Raw genomic sequence first — 20,683 nt, forward strand, 5'->3', positions numbered from 1 at the left:
GGGGTCAGAGCCCTCGCCCTTGGCGAGGGGTCTGACCCCTGATCGTATTAGCTCTCCCAGACCCGGGTGTTGCTTACCCCGATCGTCTGCGGCTTGAACAGCGGATCACGCTGCTTGCGCTTCTGCGCCTCGTAGTCGCGCAGTGCGGCCAGGGCAGGCCTTTGCAGCAGCAGGATGGCGATGATATTCAACCAGCTCATCAGGCCGACGCCGATATCGCCTAACGACCACGCGATCGTTGCACTGTTCACCGCTGAGTAACCGGTCGCGGCCAGGAACAGCAGCTGGAACCCGCCCATCGCCCACGGCGCCGGACGATCACGGCACAGGTAGCTGATGTTGGTCTCCGCCATGTAGTACAGCGCCAGGATGGTGGTGAACGCGAACGGCAGGATCGCCAGCGCCACGAACGAGCGGCCGAAGCCCGGCAACGCGGATTCCACCGCATGCTGCACGAAGCGCGGCCCGGCCTCGACGCCGGGCAGGTTGCCCAGCAGCAGGCGCGCCTCATCCGGAATGCCATTCACTGCCGGGTCGTAGACGTTGTACAGGCCGGTGGACAGGATCAGGAACGCGGTGGCGCTGCACACCACCATGGTGTCGATGTAGACCGAGAACGACTGCACCAGGCCCTGCTTGACCGGATGCGAAACTTCGGCGGCGGCGGCCGGATGCGCGCCGCTGCCCATGCCGGCCTCGTTGGACAGTACGCCACGGCGCACGCCCCACTGGATGGCGGTGCCGATCATTGCACCGAACGCTGCATCCACACCGAAGGCGCTACGCAGCACCAGCATGATCACCTCCGGCACTTTCTCCGCGTTGAGCACCATCACCAGCGCCGCGACCAGCAGGTAGGCCACGGCCATCAGCGGCACCACCCATTCGGCAACCCGCGCGATGCGGCGCACGCCGCCGATGAGGATGGCGCCCAGCACTACCAGCAGGACGGCAGTGGTCGTCATCACCGGCACATCCCAGGCTTCGTTCACCGCACTGGTGATGGCGTTGGACTGCGTGCCGGCCAGCATCGCGCCGGCCAGCACGGTCACCAGTGCGAACAGCACCGCGTACCAGCGCTGGCCGAGGCCTTTTTCGATGTAGTAGGCCGGGCCGCCGCGGTACTGCCCCTTGGCATCGCGATCCTTGTAGATCTGCGCCAGCGTGGATTCGATGAAGGCACTGGACGCACCGAGGAAGGCGACGATCCACATCCAGAAGATCGCGCCGGGGCCACCGAAGGCGATGGCCATGGCGACGCCGGCGATGTTGCCGACACCCACGCGGCTGGACAGCGAAAGCGACAACGCCTGGAACGGCGAGACGCCGGCATCCGAGCGCTCATGGCGGAACATCAGGCGCAGCATGTCGGGCAATGCCCGCAACTGGATGAAGCGCGTGCGCACGCTGAAGTACAGGCCGGTGAGCAGGCACAGCACCACCAGATAAGGGCTCCAGACGACGCCGAGGATCGCGTTGACGATGAATTCGATGTTCATCGGCGGCCCCTCAGAAGAACATGCCCAGGGCGACCTGGGGGCTGATGATGCGGCTGGTGTTGCGGCCGGCCACGCTGAACTCCACGCCCGCGATCAGGCCCAGTGACGGGCTGAAGTGGTACTCCACGGCCGGCGCCAGGGTGACGCTGCGGCTGGCCGGGCGATGCTCTTCGATCCGTTCGATCGCACCGCTGCTGTTGCGTGCGAAGCCGCTCAGGCGCTGGCCGGTTTCGCGGCTGGCGGCCACCTCCATCACGCCCACCCAGCGCGAATTGAAGCTGTACTCGGCGCCGACCGACAGGCCCAGCACCGACCCGCGGGAGATATGTCCCTGGAAGCTGTCATCGGTGCCGTAGACGCTGGTGCCGGAAATGGCGGTGCGCGATGGTGCCGGCCCGGCACTGAGCTGGGCGCGCCAGCGCACGGGGCGGTCATTGCCCAGCCACACCACCTGCTGCACGCCCAACGCGGCGGTGGTGCGCTGCACGCCGTCGCCCTGCGCATCGAGCGGATTGCCGGTGATGCGATCGTGGCTGCCGGTGCTGAATCGCTGCACCAGCGCGACCGAGATGGCCGGACGGGTGCCATCGGCATTCGGCGCCTGCAGCAGGTACTGCAGCCGCGCGGTGGTGTCACCGGCACGGAAGCCGCTGCTGCGCGCACTGCCGGACTCCGAGCGCGATGCACTGAGATTGACCTGGCCCATCACGCGGTCGCTGAAGCCGTAGATGATCGGGACCACCGTGGCCCATGCACCGCTGTGCTCGGCACTGCGGCGGCGATCACCGTTGTTGTCGTAGTGGGCGCGGCTGTCGACGCGCACCAGATAGGGTTCGATGTACCAGTTGCCCTGCGGCAGGCCGGCCGGATTGGGGGTGATCAACGGCCCGGTGAAATTGACCCCGTCCAGGCTGCGCTCTTCGGCCTGCACCGCGGGGGCCGCAAGCGCGCACAGCACCAGCAGCAGGGATGCGCGCATTGCGTGGTGTTGGATTCGATGCATGGGAACCACTCCTGTTCGACGTTGGATGGAGGTCCACCGTGCGATGCAGGATGCGGCCCAACAATGAGACAAATTCTAAAAATGCGTACTCATGCATCAAGCATGCTTGATGCATCGTGATCGGTCGCAATCAGCATGCTTTGCAGGCGGCATCCCGCGTGCGATCCGCACGATCACGCCGAGCGTTGCGGAATCCGCGCAAAAAACCCGGCCACGAGGCCGGGTTCCAGGTCACCACGCGATGAAACAGCCGCGTCAATCGCCGCGGCGGCTCGCCCACTGCGCCAGCAGCACGGCCGTGGCCGAGGCGACGTTCAGGCTCTCCACCGCGCCGCTGCCGGGAATCGAGACCTGCAGGTCGCACGCACCCGCCAGGCTGCGGTCCATGCCCTCGCCTTCGGCGCCCATCACATACACCAGGCGGGCCGGCAGCGAGGTGCGGAACACGTCGTCACCGCCTTCCACCAGGGTCGCCGCCAGGCCGAAGCCGGCCGCACGCAGCTGCGCCATCGCCTGGGTGGTCTCCGGCAGCTGCACCAGCGGCACCGCTTCGGCACCGCCCTCGGCCACGCGCGCGGCGGCACCGGACAGCGCCAGCGTGCTGCCGGCCGGCAGCAGCAGCGCCTTGGCGCCAAAGTGCGCCGCCGAGCGCAGGATCGCACCGAGGTTGTGCGGGTTGCCCACGCCATCCAGCCACAGCGCCAGTGCCGGGCCGTCGCCGACCTGCTCCAGCCACTGCGCCAGCGGCAGTGCCGGCGCACGCAGCACATCGGCCACCACGCCTTCGTGATGGGTGGTACCGGCGAGCTTGTTCAGATCGCCGTCCTCAACCACGCGGTATCCCACGCGGTTGGCCACGCACCACTTCAGCAACGGCTGCAGGCGCGGAATGCGCGCCTCCAGCAGGTACAGCTTGCGCAGCGCCTGCGGCCGCGCTTCGAACGCGGCCAGCACGGCATTCAGGCCGTACAGGCGCAGCTCGTCGCTGCCACCACGCCCGCCACCGCCCGTGGCCGGCACCTCCGGGCGCGGCAACGGCGTTGCGCGCGGCGGACGGGCGGACGGGCGGCGGTTGTTCCAAGGGTTGTTCACTTACACATTCTCCTGCTTGCGCTGGCGCCAGAAATCAGCGTTCTTGATGCCCAGGGCATCAGGGTCGAACACCGGATCCAGGCCCAGCTTCTTCTGTCGTTCGTAGTCACGCAGGGCCAGCATTGCCGGCTTCTGGATGATGAGGATGGCGATGATGTTCAACCAGGCCATCAGGCCGACGCCGATGTCACCCAGCGCCCAGGCCAGGGTCGCATTATGGAACGCGCCGAACACCACCATGGCGATGATGCCCAGGCGCAGCACCAGCACGGTCAGCGGGCGTTTCTTGTTGTGGTTCACATAGCTGAGATTGGTCTCGGCCATGTAGTAGTACGCCATGATGGTGGTGAAGGCGAAGAAGAAGATGGCGATGGACACGAACGCCGAACCCCAGCCCGGCAGCACCGCTTCCACACCGGCCTGCGCGTAGCCCGCGCCTTCCGGAATACCGGCCAGGCCCTGGAAGATCGGCGGCGCGCTGGCGCCTGCCGCCGAGTACACGTTGTAGGTGCCGCTGGCCAGGATCAGGAACGCGGTGGCGGTGCACACCATCATGGTGTCGAAGTAGATGGCGAAGGCCTGCACGTAACCCTGCTTGGCCGGGTGCGAGACTTCCGAGGCGGCCGCCGCATGCGGGCCCGAGCCCTGGCCAGCCTCGTTGGCGTAGATGCCGCGCTTGATGCCCCACTCCACCGCCAGGCCCATCATCGCGCCGAACGCAGCGTGGGTACCGAACGCACTGCTGAAGATGATGTTGAACATCTCCGGCACGCGGTCGTAGTTGATGATCATGATGACGATAGCCATCAGGATGAAGCCGGCGGCCATGAACGGCACCACCACTTCGGCGAAATTGGCGATGCGCTTGACGCCGCCGAAGATCACCACGCCCAGCAGCAACGCGACCACGATGCCGATGCCCAGCTTCAGCGCCTGCACCGATTCCATGCCGAAAGCCTGGCCATCGAGCGGACCGCACAGCGCGGTGCCACGGCAGGCATTGATGATGCTGTCGGCGATGGCGTTGGCCTGCACGCCCGGCATCAGGAAGCCGGCGGCGATGATCGTGGCGAAGGCGAAGGCCAGCGCGTACCACTTCAGGCCCATGGCCTTTTCGATGTAGTACGCCGGGCCACCGCGGTAACGGCCTTCGGCATCCTTGGTCTTGTAGATCTGCGCCAGGGTGCATTCCACGTATGAGGTGGACGCGCCGAGGAAGCCCATCACCCACATCCAGAAGATCGCACCGGGGCCGCCGAAGGCGATGGCGGTGGCCACGCCGGCGATGTTGCCGATGCCCATGCGGCCGGCCATCGACATGGCCAGCGCCTGGAACGAGGACACGCCAGCGTCGGATTTCTCACCCTTGACGGTGAGGCGGCACATCTCGAGGAAGCCGCGGATCTGCATGAAGCGCGTGCGCAGGCTGAAGAACAGGCCGGCGCCCAGGCACACGAAGATCAGTGCCTTGCTCCAGATAATGCTGTTGATGAAGTGTACGGTTGCTTCCACGCGCGCTCTCTCCAGTCGGCGGGTTGTAAGGACGTCCCGTCGGCTGGAAGGGACCGGTCGATTCTCCCTGATCGAAGGCCGCTGCGGTAGCGCCAGAAGGATGGGGTCGGATCCCTTGCGCGCTGCGCAAGGACTCTGACCCCGGTTCTCCGGTTTGGCGGGTTCGGGAACGGGTTGGGGGTCAGAGCCCTTTTCTGGCGAAAAGGGATCCGACCCCGCGCCTGTTCAGGGCAGCTGCGTGCGTACCCGGGCGAAACGGCGCAGGTCGTGCAGCACGCCGCGCTTGTAGACCGCACAGCGGTCCACGCCCTCCTCCTGGAAGCCGTTCTTTTCCAGCACCCGGGCCGAGCCGAGGTTGAAGTCGACCACCCCGGCCTGCAGCCTGAACAGGCGAAGTTCGTCCATCACCCAGGGGGCGAACAGGCCGACCACCCGGGTCATCACTCCTTGGCCCCAGTAGGCCTGGCCCAACCAGTAGCCCAGCTCGGCCATGTGTCCGCGCTCGGCCACGCCCTGCTGGGCACCGACGCTGCCGCAGGCCTGGCCGTCGATCTCGATGGCCAGGTTCAGGGTGCCCGGGGCCAGCACGCGGCCGGCGAGGAAGGCCTCGCCATCCTCGCGCGTGTACGGGTACGGGAAGCGGTCGCGCAGGCCGCGCGACACCTCGGCGTCGTTGGCGTGGCGCAGCAGGGAGTCGAGGTCGTCAGGGCGCCAGGGACGCAGGAGGAAACCTTCACCCTGTAGTGGCGGGGTCAGAGCCCTTTCCGTTCCGGAAAGGGATCCGACCCCTGGTCCGACCCCGTCGGCAGGCTGGTCAGGCATGACCGCCCACCGACGGCGATTCCGCTTCCTGCTTCTCCAGCTCGCGCTTCACCGCTTCCGGCGAGCGGGTATACGGCGCCAACCGCGCGTAGAACGCCGGCACCACGAACAGCGACAGGAACGTCGAGAGGGTTACGCCGAAGATGATCACGATGCCGATCGTGCCACGGCTGGCCGAACCGGGGCCACCGGCCACCACCAGCGGAATGGCGCCAACCACGGTGGCGATCGAGGTCATCAGGATCGGGCGCAGTCGCACCATCGCCGATTCGATGATCGCCTCGCGCACGCTGCGGCCGTCGTCGCGCAGCTGGTTGGCGAATTCGACGATGAGGATGCCGTTCTTCGCGGCCAGGCCGACCAGCATCACGATGCCGATCTGGCTGAACAGGTTCACCGTGCCGCCGCTCACCCACAATCCGACCAGCGCACCGAGCACGCCCAGTGGCACGGTCAGCATGATGGTCAGCGGATGAATGAAGCTCTCGAACTGCGCAGCCAGCACCAGGTACACCACCAGCAGGGCCATGGCGAAGGTGAGCAGCACGGCGCCGCCGGCGCTCTGGTACTCGCGCGATTCGCCCTTCCAGTTCACCTGCGCGTACTGCGGCAGTTCTTCCTGGGCCACGTTCTGTGCCCAGGCAATGGCCTCGCCCAGCGGATAGCCCGGTGCCAGCCCAGCACTGATGGTGATCGAGCGCAGACGGTTGAAGCGGTTCAGCGTGCCGGCCTCGGCCACTTCGCTCAGCGTGACCAGGTTGGACAGCGGTACCAGCTCGCCGGAAGTGGCGCGCACGCGGATCGCGGCCAAGTCGGCCGGGCTGGTGCGACCGTCACGACCGGCCTGCACCAGCACGTCGTATTCCTCGCCGTTGTCGACGAAGGTGGTGACGCGACGCGAGCCCATCATGGTTTCCAGCGCCGAACCGATCGCGGTGACCGGCACGCCGAGGTCGGCCGCACGCTGGCGGTCGATGTTCACCCGCATCTGCGGCCGGGTTTCCTTGTAGTCCGAGTCCGGGCCGACCAGGCCGGGGTTGTCCGCCATGCGCAGCAGGATGCGGTCGCGCCACTGCGCGATCTCCGCGTATTCCGGCCCGCCCAGCACGATCTGGAACGGTTGGCCGCCACTGCGCACGAGGCCGCCACCGACCTGGGTACGCACGCGCACGCCACGGATGGTGTCCAGTTCCTTCTGCAGCTCATTGGCCACCTCTGGCGTGCCCTCGCTGCGCTGGCGCCACGGCTGCAGGAAGATGCTGACGCGGCCGGTATGCATCTCTTCGCTGGCGCCGAAGCCACCGGGCACGCGCGGGTTGGCACGCACGATCGGCTTGTCCGAGCCGACATGTGGTGCCAGCAGCGCTTCCACCTGCTGCACCTGCTGCACGGTGTAGTCGTAGCCGGCGCCTTCCGGGCCGTCGATCATGATCTGGAACGAACCGCGGTCTTCGGCCGGCGCCAGTTCCGACGGCAGCAGCTTGAGCAGGCCCCAGCTGGCAGCCAGTGCAGCGACCATCACCAGCAGGTAGATCCAGGTGCGGTCGACATGGTGATCGAGCACCCGCCCATAGGCACCCGCCAGGCGTTCCAGGTTGCGGTTGATGAAGCCGTGCAAGCCCCGCGGGGCCTGACCGGTGTGCGGCTTGAGCAGCTTGGAGGCCATCATCGGCGTCAGTGTGAGCGCCACGAACGCGGACAACGCCACGGCGGCGGCCAGCGCCACTGCCAGTTCGCGGAACAGGCGCCCGGTGTTGCCTTCCAGGAAGCCGACCGGCAGGAACACCGCCACCAGCACGGCGGTGGTGGCGATCACCGCGAAGGCGACCTGCGCAGTGCCGCGCTTGGACGCCACCAGCGGGGGTTCGCCCAGGTCGATGCGGCGCTGTACGTTTTCCACCACCACGATCGCATCGTCCACCACCAGGCCGATGCACAGCACCAGCGCCAGCAGGGTCAGCAGGTTGATCGAGAAGTCGAACGCATACAGCGCGATGAACGCCGCGACCAGGCAGACCGGCACCGTCACCGCCGGAATCAACGCGGCGCGGAAACTGCCGAGGAACAGCCAGATCACCGCCAGCACCAGGATCATCGCTTCCACCAGCGTGGCGTAGACGCGGTCCACCGCGGCTTCGATGAAGGTGGTGTTGTCGAAGGCGACGAAGATCTGCGTGCCCTTGGGCAGGGTCAGCGCCACCCGCTCGGCTTCAGCGCGCGCGGTACGCGCCACGTCCAGCGAGTTGGCGGTGGAGGTCTTGACGATGCCCAGGCCGATGCCCGGCTCGCCGTTGCTGCGGTAGTACGCGCGGCGTTCGGCCGAGGCCAGCTCGATCTTCGCCACGTCGCCCATGCGCACTACGTAGCCGTCGCGGCCCTTGCCCAGCGGGATGGTCGCGAAGTCTTCGGGCTTGATGTAGTTGCGCTCCACGCGCAGGGTGAAATCGCGGTCGGTCGACTCAATGCGGCCAGCCGGCAGTTCCACGTTCTCGTTGCGCAGCGCGGTTTCCACGTCGCCGGTGGTCAGGCCGCGTGCGGCCAGCTGGTCACGGTCCAGCCAGATGCGCATCGCATAGCGCTGGCGGCCGCCGATGCGGACCTGGGCCACGCCATCGAGGCTGGAAAAGCGATCGACCACGTAACGGTCGGCGTAGTCGCTCAGCTCCAGCGTGTCCATGGTCGAGGAGACCATGTTGAACCAGATGATGGGGTCGGCATCGCTCTCGACCTTGGCGATCTCCGGTGGCCGCGCCTCTTCCGGCATGCGGTCGGCCACGCGGCTGACCGCATCGCGCACGTCGTTGGCGGCCGCTTCGATATCGCGGTTGGAGGTGAACTCGATGCTGACCTGCGAGCGGCCGTTGGTGCTGCGCGCGTTGATCGTATCGATGCCTTCGATGCCGGCCAGCGCGTCTTCCAGCACCTGGGTGATGCGGCTTTCGATGACCGCCGCCGAGGCGCCGGTGTAGTCCACCGACACCGACACGATCGGCGGGTCGATGGCCGGCAGTTCGCGCAGGGTCAGGCGGGTGAAGGACATCACGCCCAGCACCAGCAGCAACAGGCTCATCACCACGGCGAACACCGGCCGCTGGATGGAGATATCGGACAGCTTCATCCGCCGTGGCCCTCGGCCGCGACCGGCGCCGGCGCATCAGCCGGCTTGGCACCACTGGCGGGCGCTGCGTCCTTGGCGGCGACCTTCAGGCCCGGGCGCAGCTTGCCGGTGCCATCGACCACGATGCGCTGTCCCGCTTCCAGGCCCTGCCTGATCTCGACCACGCCGGCACGGCGCGCGCCGGTGACCACGTCCACACGCTCGACGCTGTCGTCGGCCTTGATGCGGTACACGAAGGTATCGCGACCGACCTGCACCACGGCGATTTCCGGAACCACCAGTGCCGGGCGCTCGGGGCGGAACAAGCGCACGTCCAGCAGCATGCCCGGGCGCAGCGCGTGGTCGCCATTGGCGAAGTCGGCGCGCACGGTCACCGCACGGGTGGCCGGATCGATGCGCGCATCGATGGTGCTGACCACGCCTTCGAAGGTGCGGCCCGGCCACGCCACGCTGGTGGCACTGACCTTGTCACCGACGCCGAGCGCGGCCAGTTCCACTTCCGGCACCTGGAAATCGATGTGCATGTGCTCGATGTCATCGAGCGTGGCAATCACGGTGGTCGGCGTCAGCAGCGTGCCTGGGCTGACCTGGCGGATGCCGAGCACACCGGCGAACGGCGCACGCACGCGGCGGTCACCGATGTCCGACTGCATCTGCGCCACGCGCGCCTCGGCGGCATCGCGGATCGACTTCTGCGTATCCAGCGTGGCGCTGGACACCAGCCGCTGGGTGGCCAGTTCGCGCTGGCGCTTGTACAGCTGATCAGCTTCATGGAAGGTGGCCTGCGCCTGCACCAGCGCGGCCTCCTGGGCCTGCCCGCGCAGGGTCACGATCGGTGCACCAGCGGCGATGTGCTGGCCGCTTTCGAAGTGCACTTTCTCGACGATCTCGCTGACCTTGGCGGTCACGCTGATCGATTCGCGCGCCTTGGCCGTGCCCAGCGCCTGCAGGGTGTCGCTCCACTGCCGGGACTGCACGACCTGCGCGGTGACCGGCACCGCTTCTCCCTGCCGACGTGCGGCGGCCTCCTGTTTGCCTGCGCACCCGGCCAGCACGGCCAGGCTGAGGCCAAGGGCCAGGGTCGAAGCGATACGAGCCAACATGAACGGTCCTGATTGATCCACGGCCGCCGAGTGTAGGCAAGTGCCCATAAAAGCGGTATGTGCCAAGCGTTTACCGGCGTGGAACCAAGGCTGCGATAGCGCCTTGAACCCGTTCCGTGCAAGGCTGCCACGGGCGGTGTCGGCGTGTGTCGGGGTGTATCCAGCCGTGCACCGCCCGGGCCGTCATCGTAGAGTCGAATCTGCCCGACGGAGGGCGTCGGGCGGGGACGGATCCTGGCGGGGATCCGGCCCCGTTTTTTTGCCCGTTGCCTCAGTACCGGTAATTCAGCTTCATCCAGACGCTGCGCCCCGGCTCATTGATGCGCACCGGATCGGCGGGGAAGCCGAAGTCGGCGCTGCCCGCCAGATTCAGGTGCTCGCTGTAGGCACGGTCGAACAGGTTGTCGACACCCGCGCTGAGCTGCAGCTGCGAACTGAAACGGTACGCGGCATTGAGCGCGAAGGTGGCAAAGCCAGCGCTCGGTCCGAGATCCTGTGCGACCACGTTGCCTTGGCCATCTGCGACACGATGCTGGTGGGTCACCGCGCGCAGCAGTGCACCGGCGCTCCAGCGCTGGCCTTCCCAGTTCGCACTCAGGCGCGCTTCCAGCGGCGGCATCTGCGGCAGCGGACGCTGCTGGTCGCGGTTCTCGCCCCAGGCATAGGCCAGCGTGCCACCCAGCTTCCACTGTTCGGCCACGCTCACTTCCAGCCCCGCCTCGGCACCGGCAATGCGCGCGTCGACATTGCTGGCCTGGCTCATGCCCATCATGCCGCTGCCGTGGTAGGTGAACAGGATGTAGTCCTGGATCTGCCCGGCATACGCCGAGACCCACGCCTGCACGCGCGGCCCCTGGTACTGCAGGCCGACGTCGAGCTGGGTGGTGCGCTCGGGCTGGATACCGGCAAACGCGTTCACCGCACCGGCCGGGCCGTGGTTGGGCGAGAACAGCTCCCAGTAGTCGGGCATGCGTTCACTGTGGCCGAGGCCGGCATACCAGGTCAGGCCGTCGGCCAGATCCTGCTCGTAGCGCAGGAAACCACTGCCGAGCCATTCCTTGCGACGCTGGCCCGCGGTCGGATTGGGCATGTTGCCCATCATTCCGCGGATCGACTGCCGCTCGTCGCGCACGCTGGCGCGATCAATGCGCAGACCGCTGATCCAGCGCTGGTCGGTGCCGGCACCGAGGGTCAACTCGGTGAACACGCCATAGCGACGGAAGTTGGCATCGGTCTCCCACGCCGCCTGGCGATAGGTGCCGCGACCCATGCCCATGCGCCCGCGATGGCGGCTGTCTTCGCCATCCACGCCCGCCACCAGCTGCACGTCCTGCCAGCGCCACTCGGAACTGACCCGGCCGCCCTGGGTACGGCGATCCACGTTTGACGCCATCGGCATCGGCATCATGCTGTTCGGGTTCGGTGTGCGCAGCGTGTAGTTGTCCATCACGTGGTCGGCCTCGTTGTAGTACACGTTGGCCTGCACCGTGTCCCACGCCCCCGGCAGGTTGCGCTTCTCGAAGCGCGCGGCATAGCTGGTGCGTTCGAACGCAGCCCCGTCCATGCCGCGTCCCGCGTAGCGTGCGATGGCATCACCGGCACCGGCAGAAATTTCCAGCAGCGTGTCGGCATCCGGCGTCCAGCCGATGGCCACGTCACCGTTCCACTTGCGCCACTTCGATGGCACCACATCGCCGTGGCCGTCCTTGTAGTCATCGGCTTCGGAACGGTTGCCACTGGCACGTACGTAACCGGTCGGGTTGCCCAGGGTCAGGTCCAGCACCTGGTCGTTGCGGTTGCGCGAACCGACCAGCGCACTGGCATCGGCACGCAGGCCCGGCTCTTCGAAGCGCGGTGTATCGCGCTCGAAGCGCACGGTGCCGGCCGAGGCACCTGCCCCCCAGCGCACGCTCTGCGGGCCCTTGATGATGGTCAATCGATCGAAGCTTTCCGGCGCGATGTAGGACAACGGATTGTCCATGCGCGACGGGCAGGCACCGATCAGGTTGCCATCATTGCTGAGGATGTTCAGGCGCGAACCGAACATGCCGCGCAGCACCGGGTCACCGTTGGTGCCACCGTTGCGGATGGCGGAAAAACCGGGAACGGTCTTCAGGTAATCGGCGCCATCACTGGCGGGCACCGGCTGCCGCGGCAGGCGTGGGTCGGTCACCCAGTGCAGCGGCGAGGACGGTGCGGCGGCGGTCACCACCAGCGTGTCGAGGGTGCGCGCCTCTTCGGCGGGCGCGGCGTGGGCCAGTGATGCGGCCACGGCCAGGCCAAGGGCGACCGGCAGGCGCGCACAGGCGCCCGCGGGGCGGGAAGTCATTTTCATCGGAACAGCTCCAAGGTACGCACGCGCGCACGGCGCCCGGTCAGGCGACGTGCGGCAGATTCGATAGGGACATCAGCGAACGATGGAGAAACGCGGCGGCCCGCGCGCGGCATGCGCCGGCCAGCGCAGCGCGGGCAGTACCTGCTGTGACCACGGGAATACCAGCCGCGGCCGCCACAGCAGCGGCAACAGCAGCACCAGCACGGCCAGCCACGGCAGCAGGCGCATTGCCAGTACGCAGTACTCGCAGGCTTCGCCGTGCATGGCGTGGGGGTCGGCCGGGCGGCTGCGCTCTGCCGGCGCGGTGCCGTGCTGATCGTGCCCGGCCATGGCCATGTCGTGCATGTCATGGCCCATCGCAGCGTGGTCCATCGGCGACGCCTGCAGCGCGCGGCTGACCAGCGGCGCAAGCACCATCAGCAGCGTCGCCAGGACGGCGAGCTGGAGCAGGAGACGCTGCGGGCGGGACAGGCGGGTCACCCCGCTAGTGTAGAGCCGGGTCCAGAGTTACCCGTGCGACGAACCGTCGCAGGCATTTACGACACCCCGTCGCGGGGGTGTTCGGCAGGGCTGCGCCCTGCACCCGCAGATGCCACGTCCACTGCAAGAACCGAAGCAACAGCAGAAGCTGGTTTCCTGAGGGATGGCGGGGTGGGTCCGGTTGCGGGGGACGCCGTAAATACGTCCATGTAGGCTCGGTCGCGCCATCCATGGCGCTCACGCCCCCGCAACCGGACCCACCCCGCCTTCGACAGTTTTCCGCAATCTGTCGGAACGACTCTCGGGGTCAGATCCGTTTTCCGCAGGAAAACGGATCTGACCCCAGATGTATTTCGATATCTGACAGATTTCATCCACGCATGGCGTGGATCTACCGTGTCGACCAAGGTCGACACCTACCAACAGCCATCGGAATCTGTCAGAGGTGGGGCGGTGTCGGAGTGCGGGGTGTCCGCGGCATGGATGCCGCGGCCAAGCCCCCAGGGACGGGTTTACGGCGTCCCCGCACTCCGACACCGCCCCGCCATCCCACGGAATGCCGCTTCTGCTGTTGCTGTTGAGGTTGCCGGCCAGCGGCCGGCACTACCGCGGGTGCAGGGCTGCAAGCCCTGCTCGACCCACCTCACACCGTGATGGTCTGGGTCAGCGACTCCCAGGTCGGTGGCACCGGCCACGCCGCCGCCTGATTGCCATCCAGCACCCGCCGCAGGTCGCGCGGATCAATCTGCGGTGCCAGCACATGCACCAGCTCCAACGCGTAATCACGCAGCACGCGGTCGCGTGGCAGCACCGCCCAGGCGATGCACTCGCTGATCGGGTCCGGCGCCGGCCACGATCTCAGGTCTTCGTCGTTGGAACTGACCGCCATCTCAGCCAGCAGGCCCACACCCAGGCCGGTACGCACATAGGTCTTGATCAGATCGGCATCAAGCGCGGTCAGTGCCAGATCCGGCACCAGCCCATTGGCGGCGAAGGCGCGCTGCAGCGACGAATTCGGGCGGGTCGAGGATTCGTAGCTGATCAATGGCTGGCGGGCCAGCGCGGCCAGGTCCGGTGCGCGGCCGGCGCGGTCCAGCGGGTGGCCCTTCGGTACCACCACCAGCCGCCGCCAGCGGAACAGCGGCACGGCAATGCCATCGGTGGGCTCACCGCCAGCGGTGCTGATGATCGCAATATCGGCATCACCCTGGTTCAAGCGATCCAGCGCGTCGGCTTCACCGGCCTGCTGCAGGTGCACGCTCACCTGTGGGTAGGCCTGCTTGATCGCCGCCACCGCCGGCGGCAGCACGAAGCGCGCCTGGGTGTGGGTGGTGGTCAGGATCAGCTGGCCCTGGCTCTCGCGCCGCTGGTTGGCCGCGTAGGTGCGGATGTTGTTGGCCTCGGCCAGCACCGCGCGGGCGCGGGCGATGACCTCGGTGCCGGCCGGGGTGACCGACTCCAGGCTGCGGCCCTTGCGCACAAACAACAGGAAACCCAGCTCATCCTCCAGCTGCTTGAGCTGCTTGGACAGGCCGGGCTGGGTGGCGTGCACGCGCGAGGCGGCCAGCGTGATGTTCAGCTCGGCGTCGGCGATGGCAACCAGGTAGCGCAGCTGGGTCAGCGTCATGGGAGGCAGGCGGCGTGGGGCGGAGGTCCACTCTAGGGTCAATTGCCGTCACCAGCTTATAACCAAAGGTTGTTTAAGAAAGGTATCTGGTCATTTCCGGGCGTCATATGCCGGCGCTACGGTCAGCCGGCAGCCGCTGGCCTGAACAGCCAGCCCTCCCCCTTCGCCCGCCGAAGCCCGGCGCGGCCCCGTTTCCGGAGCGCTTCCATGGCCCTGTACGACTCCATCCTCGATACCGTCGGCAACACCCCCATCGTCAGGCTGCAGCGCCTGGCACCGCCACAGGTCAGCGTCTACGCCAAGGTCGAGTCATTCAACCCGGGTGGCTCGGTGAAGGACCGCCTGGCGCTGGCGATCATCCTCGACGCCGAAGCGCGTGGCCTGCTCAAGCCGGGCGACACCATCGTGGAGGCCACCTCGGGCAACACCGGCGTGGCACTGGCGATGGTCGCCGCCGCGCGTGGCTACAAGTTCGTGGCGACCATGGTCGAGACCTTCTCGGTCGAGCGCCGCAAGTTGATGCGCGCCTATGGTGCCAAGGTGATCCTGACCCCGGCCGCCGAGCGCGGCAGCGGCATGGTGCGCAAGGCAGCCGAGCTGGCCGAACAGCACGGTTGGTTCCTGGCCAGCCAGTTCGCCAACCCGGCCAACCCGGCCTATCACCGCAACACCACCGCCGCCGAAATCCTGCGCGACTTCGCCGGCAAGCGGCTGGACTATTTCGTCAGCGGCTGGGGCACCGGCGGCACGCTCACCGGTGTTGGCGAAGTGCTGAAGGTCGCGCGCCCGCAGACCCGCATCATCGCCACCGAGCCGGCCGGCGCCGCCCTGCTCAAGGGCGATGACTGGAAGCCGCACAAGATCCAGGGCTGGACGCCGGACTTCGTGCCGGATGTGCTCAACCGCGATGTGGTGGACGAACTGGTCTCGGTCGAAGATGACCGCGCGATCGCCACCGCGCGCCGCCTGGCCGCCGAGGAAGGCATCTTCGTCGGCATCTCCGCCGGCGCCACCGTCGCCAGTGCGCTGGACGTGGCCGCGCGCGCTGAACCGGGCTCGGTGATCCTGGCGATGCTGCCGGACACCGGTGAACGCTATTTCTCCACGCCGCTGTTCGCCGATGTGAACGAAGGCTCCGACGACGACTGGCTGGCCGGCCTGCCGTGACACCCGGGGTCAGAGCCTTTTCCGTTCGGAAAAGGATCTGACCCCTTTCCGCTTCAGCCTGCGTGAAGGCGTCGCCCGCCATCGTGCGTGAAGGCCGTCGGATCGCAGCGCGTGAGACGGTCATGACGCAGTATCGATGCCCTGTCCCCTACCGTGGGAACAGCCGGCGCAGATGCTGCGCGGATCACCTCACAGGCAGGAGACGGACGCATGAAGATCGAAGTTTGGCAGGGCGACATCACGACCCTGGCGGTGGATGCGATCGTCAACGCGGCCAATGAAACACTGCTCGGTGGCGGTGGTGTCGACGGCGCGATCCATCGCGCAGCCGGCCCCGCACTGCTGGCCGAGTGCGAGCAGTTGCCGGAGCTGCGCCCGGGCGTGCGTTGCCCGACCGGCGAAGTGCGCGCGACCGCCGCTTATGCATTGCCGGCGCGGCATGTACTGCATACGGTGGGCCCGGTCTGGCACGACGGCCAGCGCGACGAACCGGCCTTGCTGGCCAACTGCTACTGGAAATCGCTGCAGCTGGCCGAATCGCTGGGCGTGCAGTCGATCGCGTTCCCCGCGATCAGCTGCGGCGTGTATGGCTACCCGCTGTACCAGGCGGCGCAGATCGCAGTGACGGAAACACTGGCGTGGCAGCGCAGCCACGCACAACCGATGCGCATCGTGCTGGTGGCGTTCAATACCGCTACGGCCAAGGCCTACCAGCAGGCGTTGAGCGCCGCCGGGCAAAGCGCGGACAGCGAACCGCGCGCGTCGATGCTGCCGCCCCTGGGTGATGCAGGCTTTGCCGCCGCGCACTGAATTCCAGTGCGCGACGTAAAGGAAAAGGCCGGGCATTGCCCGGCCTTTTCCGTTGCACCATTGTCCTCATCCACGCGCGGCGTGGATCACGCTCAACGGCTGGCGGCTTCCACCGCGGCCGCGTCGGCGGCCGCACGTGCCGCGGAGGCCGCAGCCCCATCGGCGCTGGCGCCATCCACCTGCACGCGCACTTCCACCATGCCCGCGCCATTGTTCAGGCTGGACACGTCGACCGTGTAGTGACCGGCCGGCAGGGTCTCTTCCAGGCGCGAATTGGTACCGTTGCCACCGTCATCATCGGTCAGCTCGACATCGCCACCGACCACGCGCAGCAGGGTATCGACCTGGCTGGAGATCGCATCCAGGCGCACATCGGCCGGACGGTCCAGGGACAGCAGGAAGCGGCGGCGGCCATCATTGTCGAGCATCGTGTACACGCTGCCCGACTTCGGCAGCGCCGTGCCATCGCGCTCGACCAGATTGCCCGGCAGCTCGATGCGGTTGGCCGACAGGGTGAACATGCCCGTGACGCCGTCGCCGAGGCCACGCGCGGTCAGGATGTACTTGCCCGGCTTCAGTGACAGGGTCAGGCGCGAGTTGGTGCTGTCGCCACCATCGTCATTCTCTGCATCCACGCCCTGGCCCGACAGCTTCAGCACCGGATCGAAGACGTCCGACACCAGGCGGATCTCGTACAGACCGGCCTTGTCCACCTGCAGGGTGTAGTCCTGGGAACCACCGGCCAGCATGTCGACGATCTCGCCACTGCCCGCCAGCGGCCTGCCATCGTACGGCACCAGCTTCTCGGCGCGCAGGCGGTACGGACCGTAATCGGTCGAGCCGTTGGCGTTGACCGCCACCTGGTAGGTACCGCCACCGTTGGCACGGAACGCCAGCGAGACGTCGCCTTCGCGCTCGTAGCCGGTGTTGCTGCTGGCCACCAGGCTGCCGTTGCTGAACACGGCGATCGAGCCGCTCAGCGAACCGGTCAGCTTCAGCCCGACCAGCTGCTTGTCTTCCAGCTTGATCTGGTAGAGCTGGTGGTGGCTGCCGTCGTTGTAGTTGATGCCGCTGCGCGATGTGATCTCGCCGGACACCGGCTTGTCGAAATCGAGCGACGCGGCCTTGCCCGCATCCGCGCCGCCGCCGATGCGGTTGCAACCGCCGGCGACCAGGACCGTGGCAACGGCCAGTGTGATTGCTGCCAAACGCATGTTGTTTCTCCTTGGCCTTCCATGTGGTTCCCGCATGCCGGCCGGGCACGCGGGGGCGGAAAAGATACCCGCAAAAGCAAACGCCGGCGTAAAGCCGGCGTTGCCCTGTTCATCCTGCAAGGAAACGGATCAACCGTTCCACTTGCCCAGCGCGGCCAGGCCGTTGTCCTTGGCGCGCTCGTACACGGTCTTCTGGGCAGCAGCGTAGTTGCCCTTCATGTCCTTGGCCCACAGCTTCAGCGCGGCCTGCTGCATGGCGCGGCCGTAGGAGAAGCTCAGCGGCCACGGCAGGTTGCCCAGCTGGTTCATCGCATTCAGGTGCTCGGTGGACTGCTCGTCGCTCTGGCCACCGGACAGGAACACCACGCCCGGCAGGATCGCCGGCACGGTGCTCTTCAGGCACATCACGGTCGACTCGGCCACTTCCTCGACGTCGGCCTGCTCATCGCAGCCCTTGCCGGAGATGACCATCGACGCCTTCAGGATGGTGCCTTCCAGCAGCACGTTCTGCTGGTACAGGGCGTCGAACAGCGAACGCAGGGTGGCTTCGGTGACTTCGTAGCAGGTTTCGATGTCGTGGTCGCCGTCCATGATCACTTCCGGCTCGACCATCGGCACCAGGCCGCATTCCTGGCACAGCGCCGCATAGCGGGCCAGCGCGTGGGCGTTGGACTCGATGCAGGTACCCGACGGGATGCTCTCGCCGATGTTGATGACCGCACGCCACTTGGCGAAGCGCGCACCCAGCTTGTAGTACTCCTGCAGGCGCTCGCGCAGGCCGTCGAGGCCTTCGGTCACCAGCTCGCCCGGGCAGCCGGCCAGCGGGTGCGCACCCTTGTCCACCTTGATGCCCGGAATCATGCCGTGGTCGGCCATGTACTTGGCGAACGGCACGCCGTCCTTGGTCGACTGGCGGATGGTTTCGTCGTACAGGATGGCGCCGGAAATGTGCTCGTTGAGCTTCGGCGTGGTCAGCAGCAGCTCGCGGTAGGCGCGACGGTTCTCCTCGGTGTTCTCGATACCGACGCCAGCGAAACGCTTGGCGATGGTAGCGGTGGATTCGTCGATCGCGATGATGCCCTTGCCCGGGGCGACCATGGCCTGGGCGGTTTCAGCCAGCTGTTCGATGCTCATGTATTTCCTGTGGCGGGTGCGGGAAAAACGTAAGTATAGCCCTGCTGCCCGTTGCCTCGCCGTGGAGGACAGGATGGAAACGCTTCCACGCCGGCGCAGGACAAAAGATGTCCTGCGGCATGGGGTCAGATCCCCGTAGGGGCTCTGACCCTGGGGGTCAAAACTCCTTACAGGTCGCCCAGGCCGCTGGCGCGGCCATCTTCGCCCACTTCCAGCAGGCGGAGGGTGTTGGTCGCACCCAGGGTTTCCATGTGCTCGCCGCTGGTGAACACGACACGGTCGCCGGCCTGCAGCAGCTCGGATTCGACCAGCAGGCGGATGCTGCCGCGCGCGGCTTCGCGCGGGGTCAGGCCGCGGCTGTCGAAGTTGATCGGATAGACATCGCGCATCAGCGCCATCTGGCGACGCGCGCCGTCATGGCGGGTCACCGCGAACACCGGCGCCTTGGCGCGGAAACGCGACAGGTAGCGCGCGGTGCCGCCGGATTCGGTCATCGCCACGATCGCACGCACGCCCACGTGCTGCGACAGGAACATGGTGGCCATGGCAATCGCCTGGTCGGCACGTTCCAGGTTGCGCGGCGAGGCGTTGAAGTCGGTCTCGGTCTGGAACTGGCGCTCGGCCCCCAGGCAGATGCGCGCCATCGCTTCCACGGCCTTGACCGGATAGGCACCAGCGGCGGTTTCCGCCGACAGCATCACCGCATCGGTGCCGTCGATGACCGAGTTCGCCACGTCCAGCACTTCGGCACGGGTCGGGATCGGGCTTTCCACCATCGACTGCAGCATCTGGGTGGCGGTGATCACCACCTTGTTCTGCGCCAGCGAGGCCTTGATGATCTTCTTCTGCAGGCCCGGCAGCTCGGCATCGCCGATTTCCACGCCGAGGTCGCCACGGGCGACCATCACCACGTCGCTGGCCTCGACGATTTCTTCCAGGTTCTCGATCGCTTCGGTACGTTCGATCTTCGACACCAGCGCGGCATCGCAGCCGTGCGAGCGGGCGATGTCACGCGCGTCGTTCATGTCCTGCGCGTTGCGGCAGAACGACACGGCAATGAAGTCGACGCCGATCTTGGCAACGATGCCGATCAGTTCCTTGTCGCGCTCGGTCAGCGCGCCCAGCGACAGGCCACCGCCCTGCTTGTTCAGGCCCTTGCGGTCGGACAGCACGCCATCGTTGAGCACGGTGTTGACGATGCGGTCGCCCTGCACCTCCACCACCTGCAACTGCATCAGGCCGTCGTCGAGCAGCAGCACATCACCCGGGCCCACGTCCTGCGGCAGGCCGAGGTAGCTCACGCCCACCTGGCTGGTCGTGCCCGGGCCGGCGTTCTCGCTGGCGATCAGGTCGAAGCGGTCGCCCGCCTTCAGCTGCACCTTGCCTTCGGCGAAGCGCTCGATGCGGATCTTCGGGCCCGGCAGGTCGGCCAGGATGCCCACTTCCACGCCCACGCGGGCCGCAGCAGCACGCACTTCGGCGGCACGCTTGGCCTGGCCGGACGGATCGCCATGGCTGAAGTTCAGGCGCACCACATTGACGCCGGCGCGGAACAGATCCTCCAGCACGCCCGGCGGATCAGTGGCCGGACCGAGGGTGGCAAGGATCTTGGTGCGACGCTGACGCTCGAACATGGTGGATGGGCCTCTCCCGTTAAAGAACGGAAATTAGCACATCCTTCACGCCGCATGTATACGGTTACAGCCTTGTGCTGCCTGACTCCGCGGGTCATGGAACGGACATGGTCCGGACATACGCTGGCGCAGG

Annotated in this window: 15 protein-coding genes; 2 read left to right on the top strand and 13 right to left on the bottom strand. The window is 67.1% G+C overall.

Features of this window, described 5'->3' with window-relative positions:
- Nucleotides 1-47 precede the first annotated feature (47 nt).
- From AB1281_RS15535 to AB1281_RS15580, 10 genes are all read right to left on the bottom strand, one after another.
- On the bottom strand, nt 48-1,499 hold the full coding sequence (locus AB1281_RS15535) for an alanine/glycine:cation symporter family protein (RefSeq protein ID WP_430346327.1): 1,452 nt from the start codon (nt 1,497-1,499) through the stop codon (nt 48-50).
- A gap of 10 nt (nt 1,500-1,509) precedes the next feature.
- A complete protein-coding gene (locus AB1281_RS15540) occupies nt 1,510-2,502 on the bottom strand; it encodes a hypothetical protein (protein WP_430346328.1) in 993 nt (330 codons plus the stop codon).
- A gap of 255 nt (nt 2,503-2,757) precedes the next feature.
- Nucleotides 2,758-3,594, bottom strand: coding sequence for a TrmH family RNA methyltransferase (locus AB1281_RS15545; protein WP_430346329.1), 837 nt, complete (start codon nt 3,592-3,594; stop codon nt 2,758-2,760).
- Entirely contained in the window at nt 3,595-5,106 is a 1,512-nt protein-coding gene (locus AB1281_RS15550; RefSeq protein ID WP_430346330.1) for an alanine/glycine:cation symporter family protein, read from the bottom strand.
- 225 nt (nt 5,107-5,331) lie between these two features.
- Nucleotides 5,332-5,928 (bottom strand): GNAT family N-acetyltransferase, encoded by a 597-nt coding sequence (locus AB1281_RS15555; protein WP_430346331.1) that lies wholly within the window; start codon nt 5,926-5,928, stop codon nt 5,332-5,334.
- A complete protein-coding gene (locus tag AB1281_RS15560; RefSeq protein ID WP_430346332.1) occupies nt 5,921-9,046 on the bottom strand; it encodes an efflux RND transporter permease subunit in 3,126 nt (1,041 codons plus the stop codon). Before AB1281_RS15560 ends, AB1281_RS15555 begins: the two co-directional genes overlap by 8 nt.
- A complete protein-coding gene (locus AB1281_RS15565; protein WP_188485713.1) occupies nt 9,043-10,149 on the bottom strand; it encodes an efflux RND transporter periplasmic adaptor subunit in 1,107 nt (368 codons plus the stop codon). The genes AB1281_RS15560 and AB1281_RS15565 overlap by 4 nt, the downstream gene beginning before the upstream one ends.
- 271 nt (nt 10,150-10,420) lie before the next feature.
- Nucleotides 10,421-12,484, bottom strand: a complete 2,064-nt coding sequence (locus tag AB1281_RS15570) for a TonB-dependent copper receptor (RefSeq protein WP_430346333.1) — start codon at nt 12,482-12,484, stop codon at nt 10,421-10,423.
- A gap of 72 nt (nt 12,485-12,556) precedes the next feature.
- Complete coding sequence (locus tag AB1281_RS15575; protein WP_430346334.1) at nt 12,557-12,964, bottom strand: DUF2946 domain-containing protein; 408 nt, start codon at nt 12,962-12,964, stop codon at nt 12,557-12,559.
- Nucleotides 12,965-13,607: 643 nt separating this feature from the next.
- Entirely contained in the window at nt 13,608-14,591 is a 984-nt protein-coding gene (locus AB1281_RS15580) for a LysR family transcriptional regulator (protein WP_010481448.1), read from the bottom strand.
- A 207-nt stretch (nt 14,592-14,798) separates the two neighbouring features.
- Here AB1281_RS15580 and cysK point away from each other — a divergent pair, with 207 nt between their 5' ends.
- Nucleotides 14,799-15,758: a cysteine synthase A gene (gene cysK / locus AB1281_RS15585; protein WP_014038293.1), complete on the top strand. Its 960-nt coding sequence runs from the start codon at nt 14,799-14,801 to the stop codon at nt 15,756-15,758.
- 210 nt (nt 15,759-15,968) lie between these two features.
- On the top strand, nt 15,969-16,568 hold the full coding sequence (locus tag AB1281_RS15590; protein ID WP_430346335.1) for an O-acetyl-ADP-ribose deacetylase: 600 nt from the start codon (nt 15,969-15,971) through the stop codon (nt 16,566-16,568).
- 92 nt (nt 16,569-16,660) lie between these two features.
- On the opposite strand, the gene AB1281_RS15595 is transcribed toward AB1281_RS15590, so the two are convergent.
- The 3 genes from AB1281_RS15595 to pyk all read right to left on the bottom strand — a co-directional run bounded on the left by AB1281_RS15595 (nt 16,661) and on the right by pyk (nt 20,550).
- The gene (locus tag AB1281_RS15595; RefSeq protein ID WP_430346336.1) at nt 16,661-17,782 is read right to left on the bottom strand and encodes an ABC transporter substrate-binding protein; all 1,122 of its coding nucleotides are present in this window, start codon (nt 17,780-17,782) and stop codon (nt 16,661-16,663) included.
- A gap of 129 nt (nt 17,783-17,911) precedes the next feature.
- Nucleotides 17,912-18,916, bottom strand: coding sequence for a class I fructose-bisphosphate aldolase (locus tag AB1281_RS15600; protein WP_006465625.1), 1,005 nt, complete (start codon nt 18,914-18,916; stop codon nt 17,912-17,914).
- A gap of 167 nt (nt 18,917-19,083) precedes the next feature.
- Nucleotides 19,084-20,550, bottom strand: coding sequence for a pyruvate kinase (gene pyk, locus AB1281_RS15605; RefSeq protein ID WP_014038297.1), 1,467 nt, complete (start codon nt 20,548-20,550; stop codon nt 19,084-19,086).
- Nucleotides 20,551-20,683 lie beyond the last annotated feature (133 nt).

The sequence above is a fragment of the Stenotrophomonas sp. NRRL B-14846 genome (assembly GCF_050473585.1).
Taxonomy (GTDB): Bacteria; Pseudomonadota; Gammaproteobacteria; order Xanthomonadales; family Xanthomonadaceae; genus Stenotrophomonas.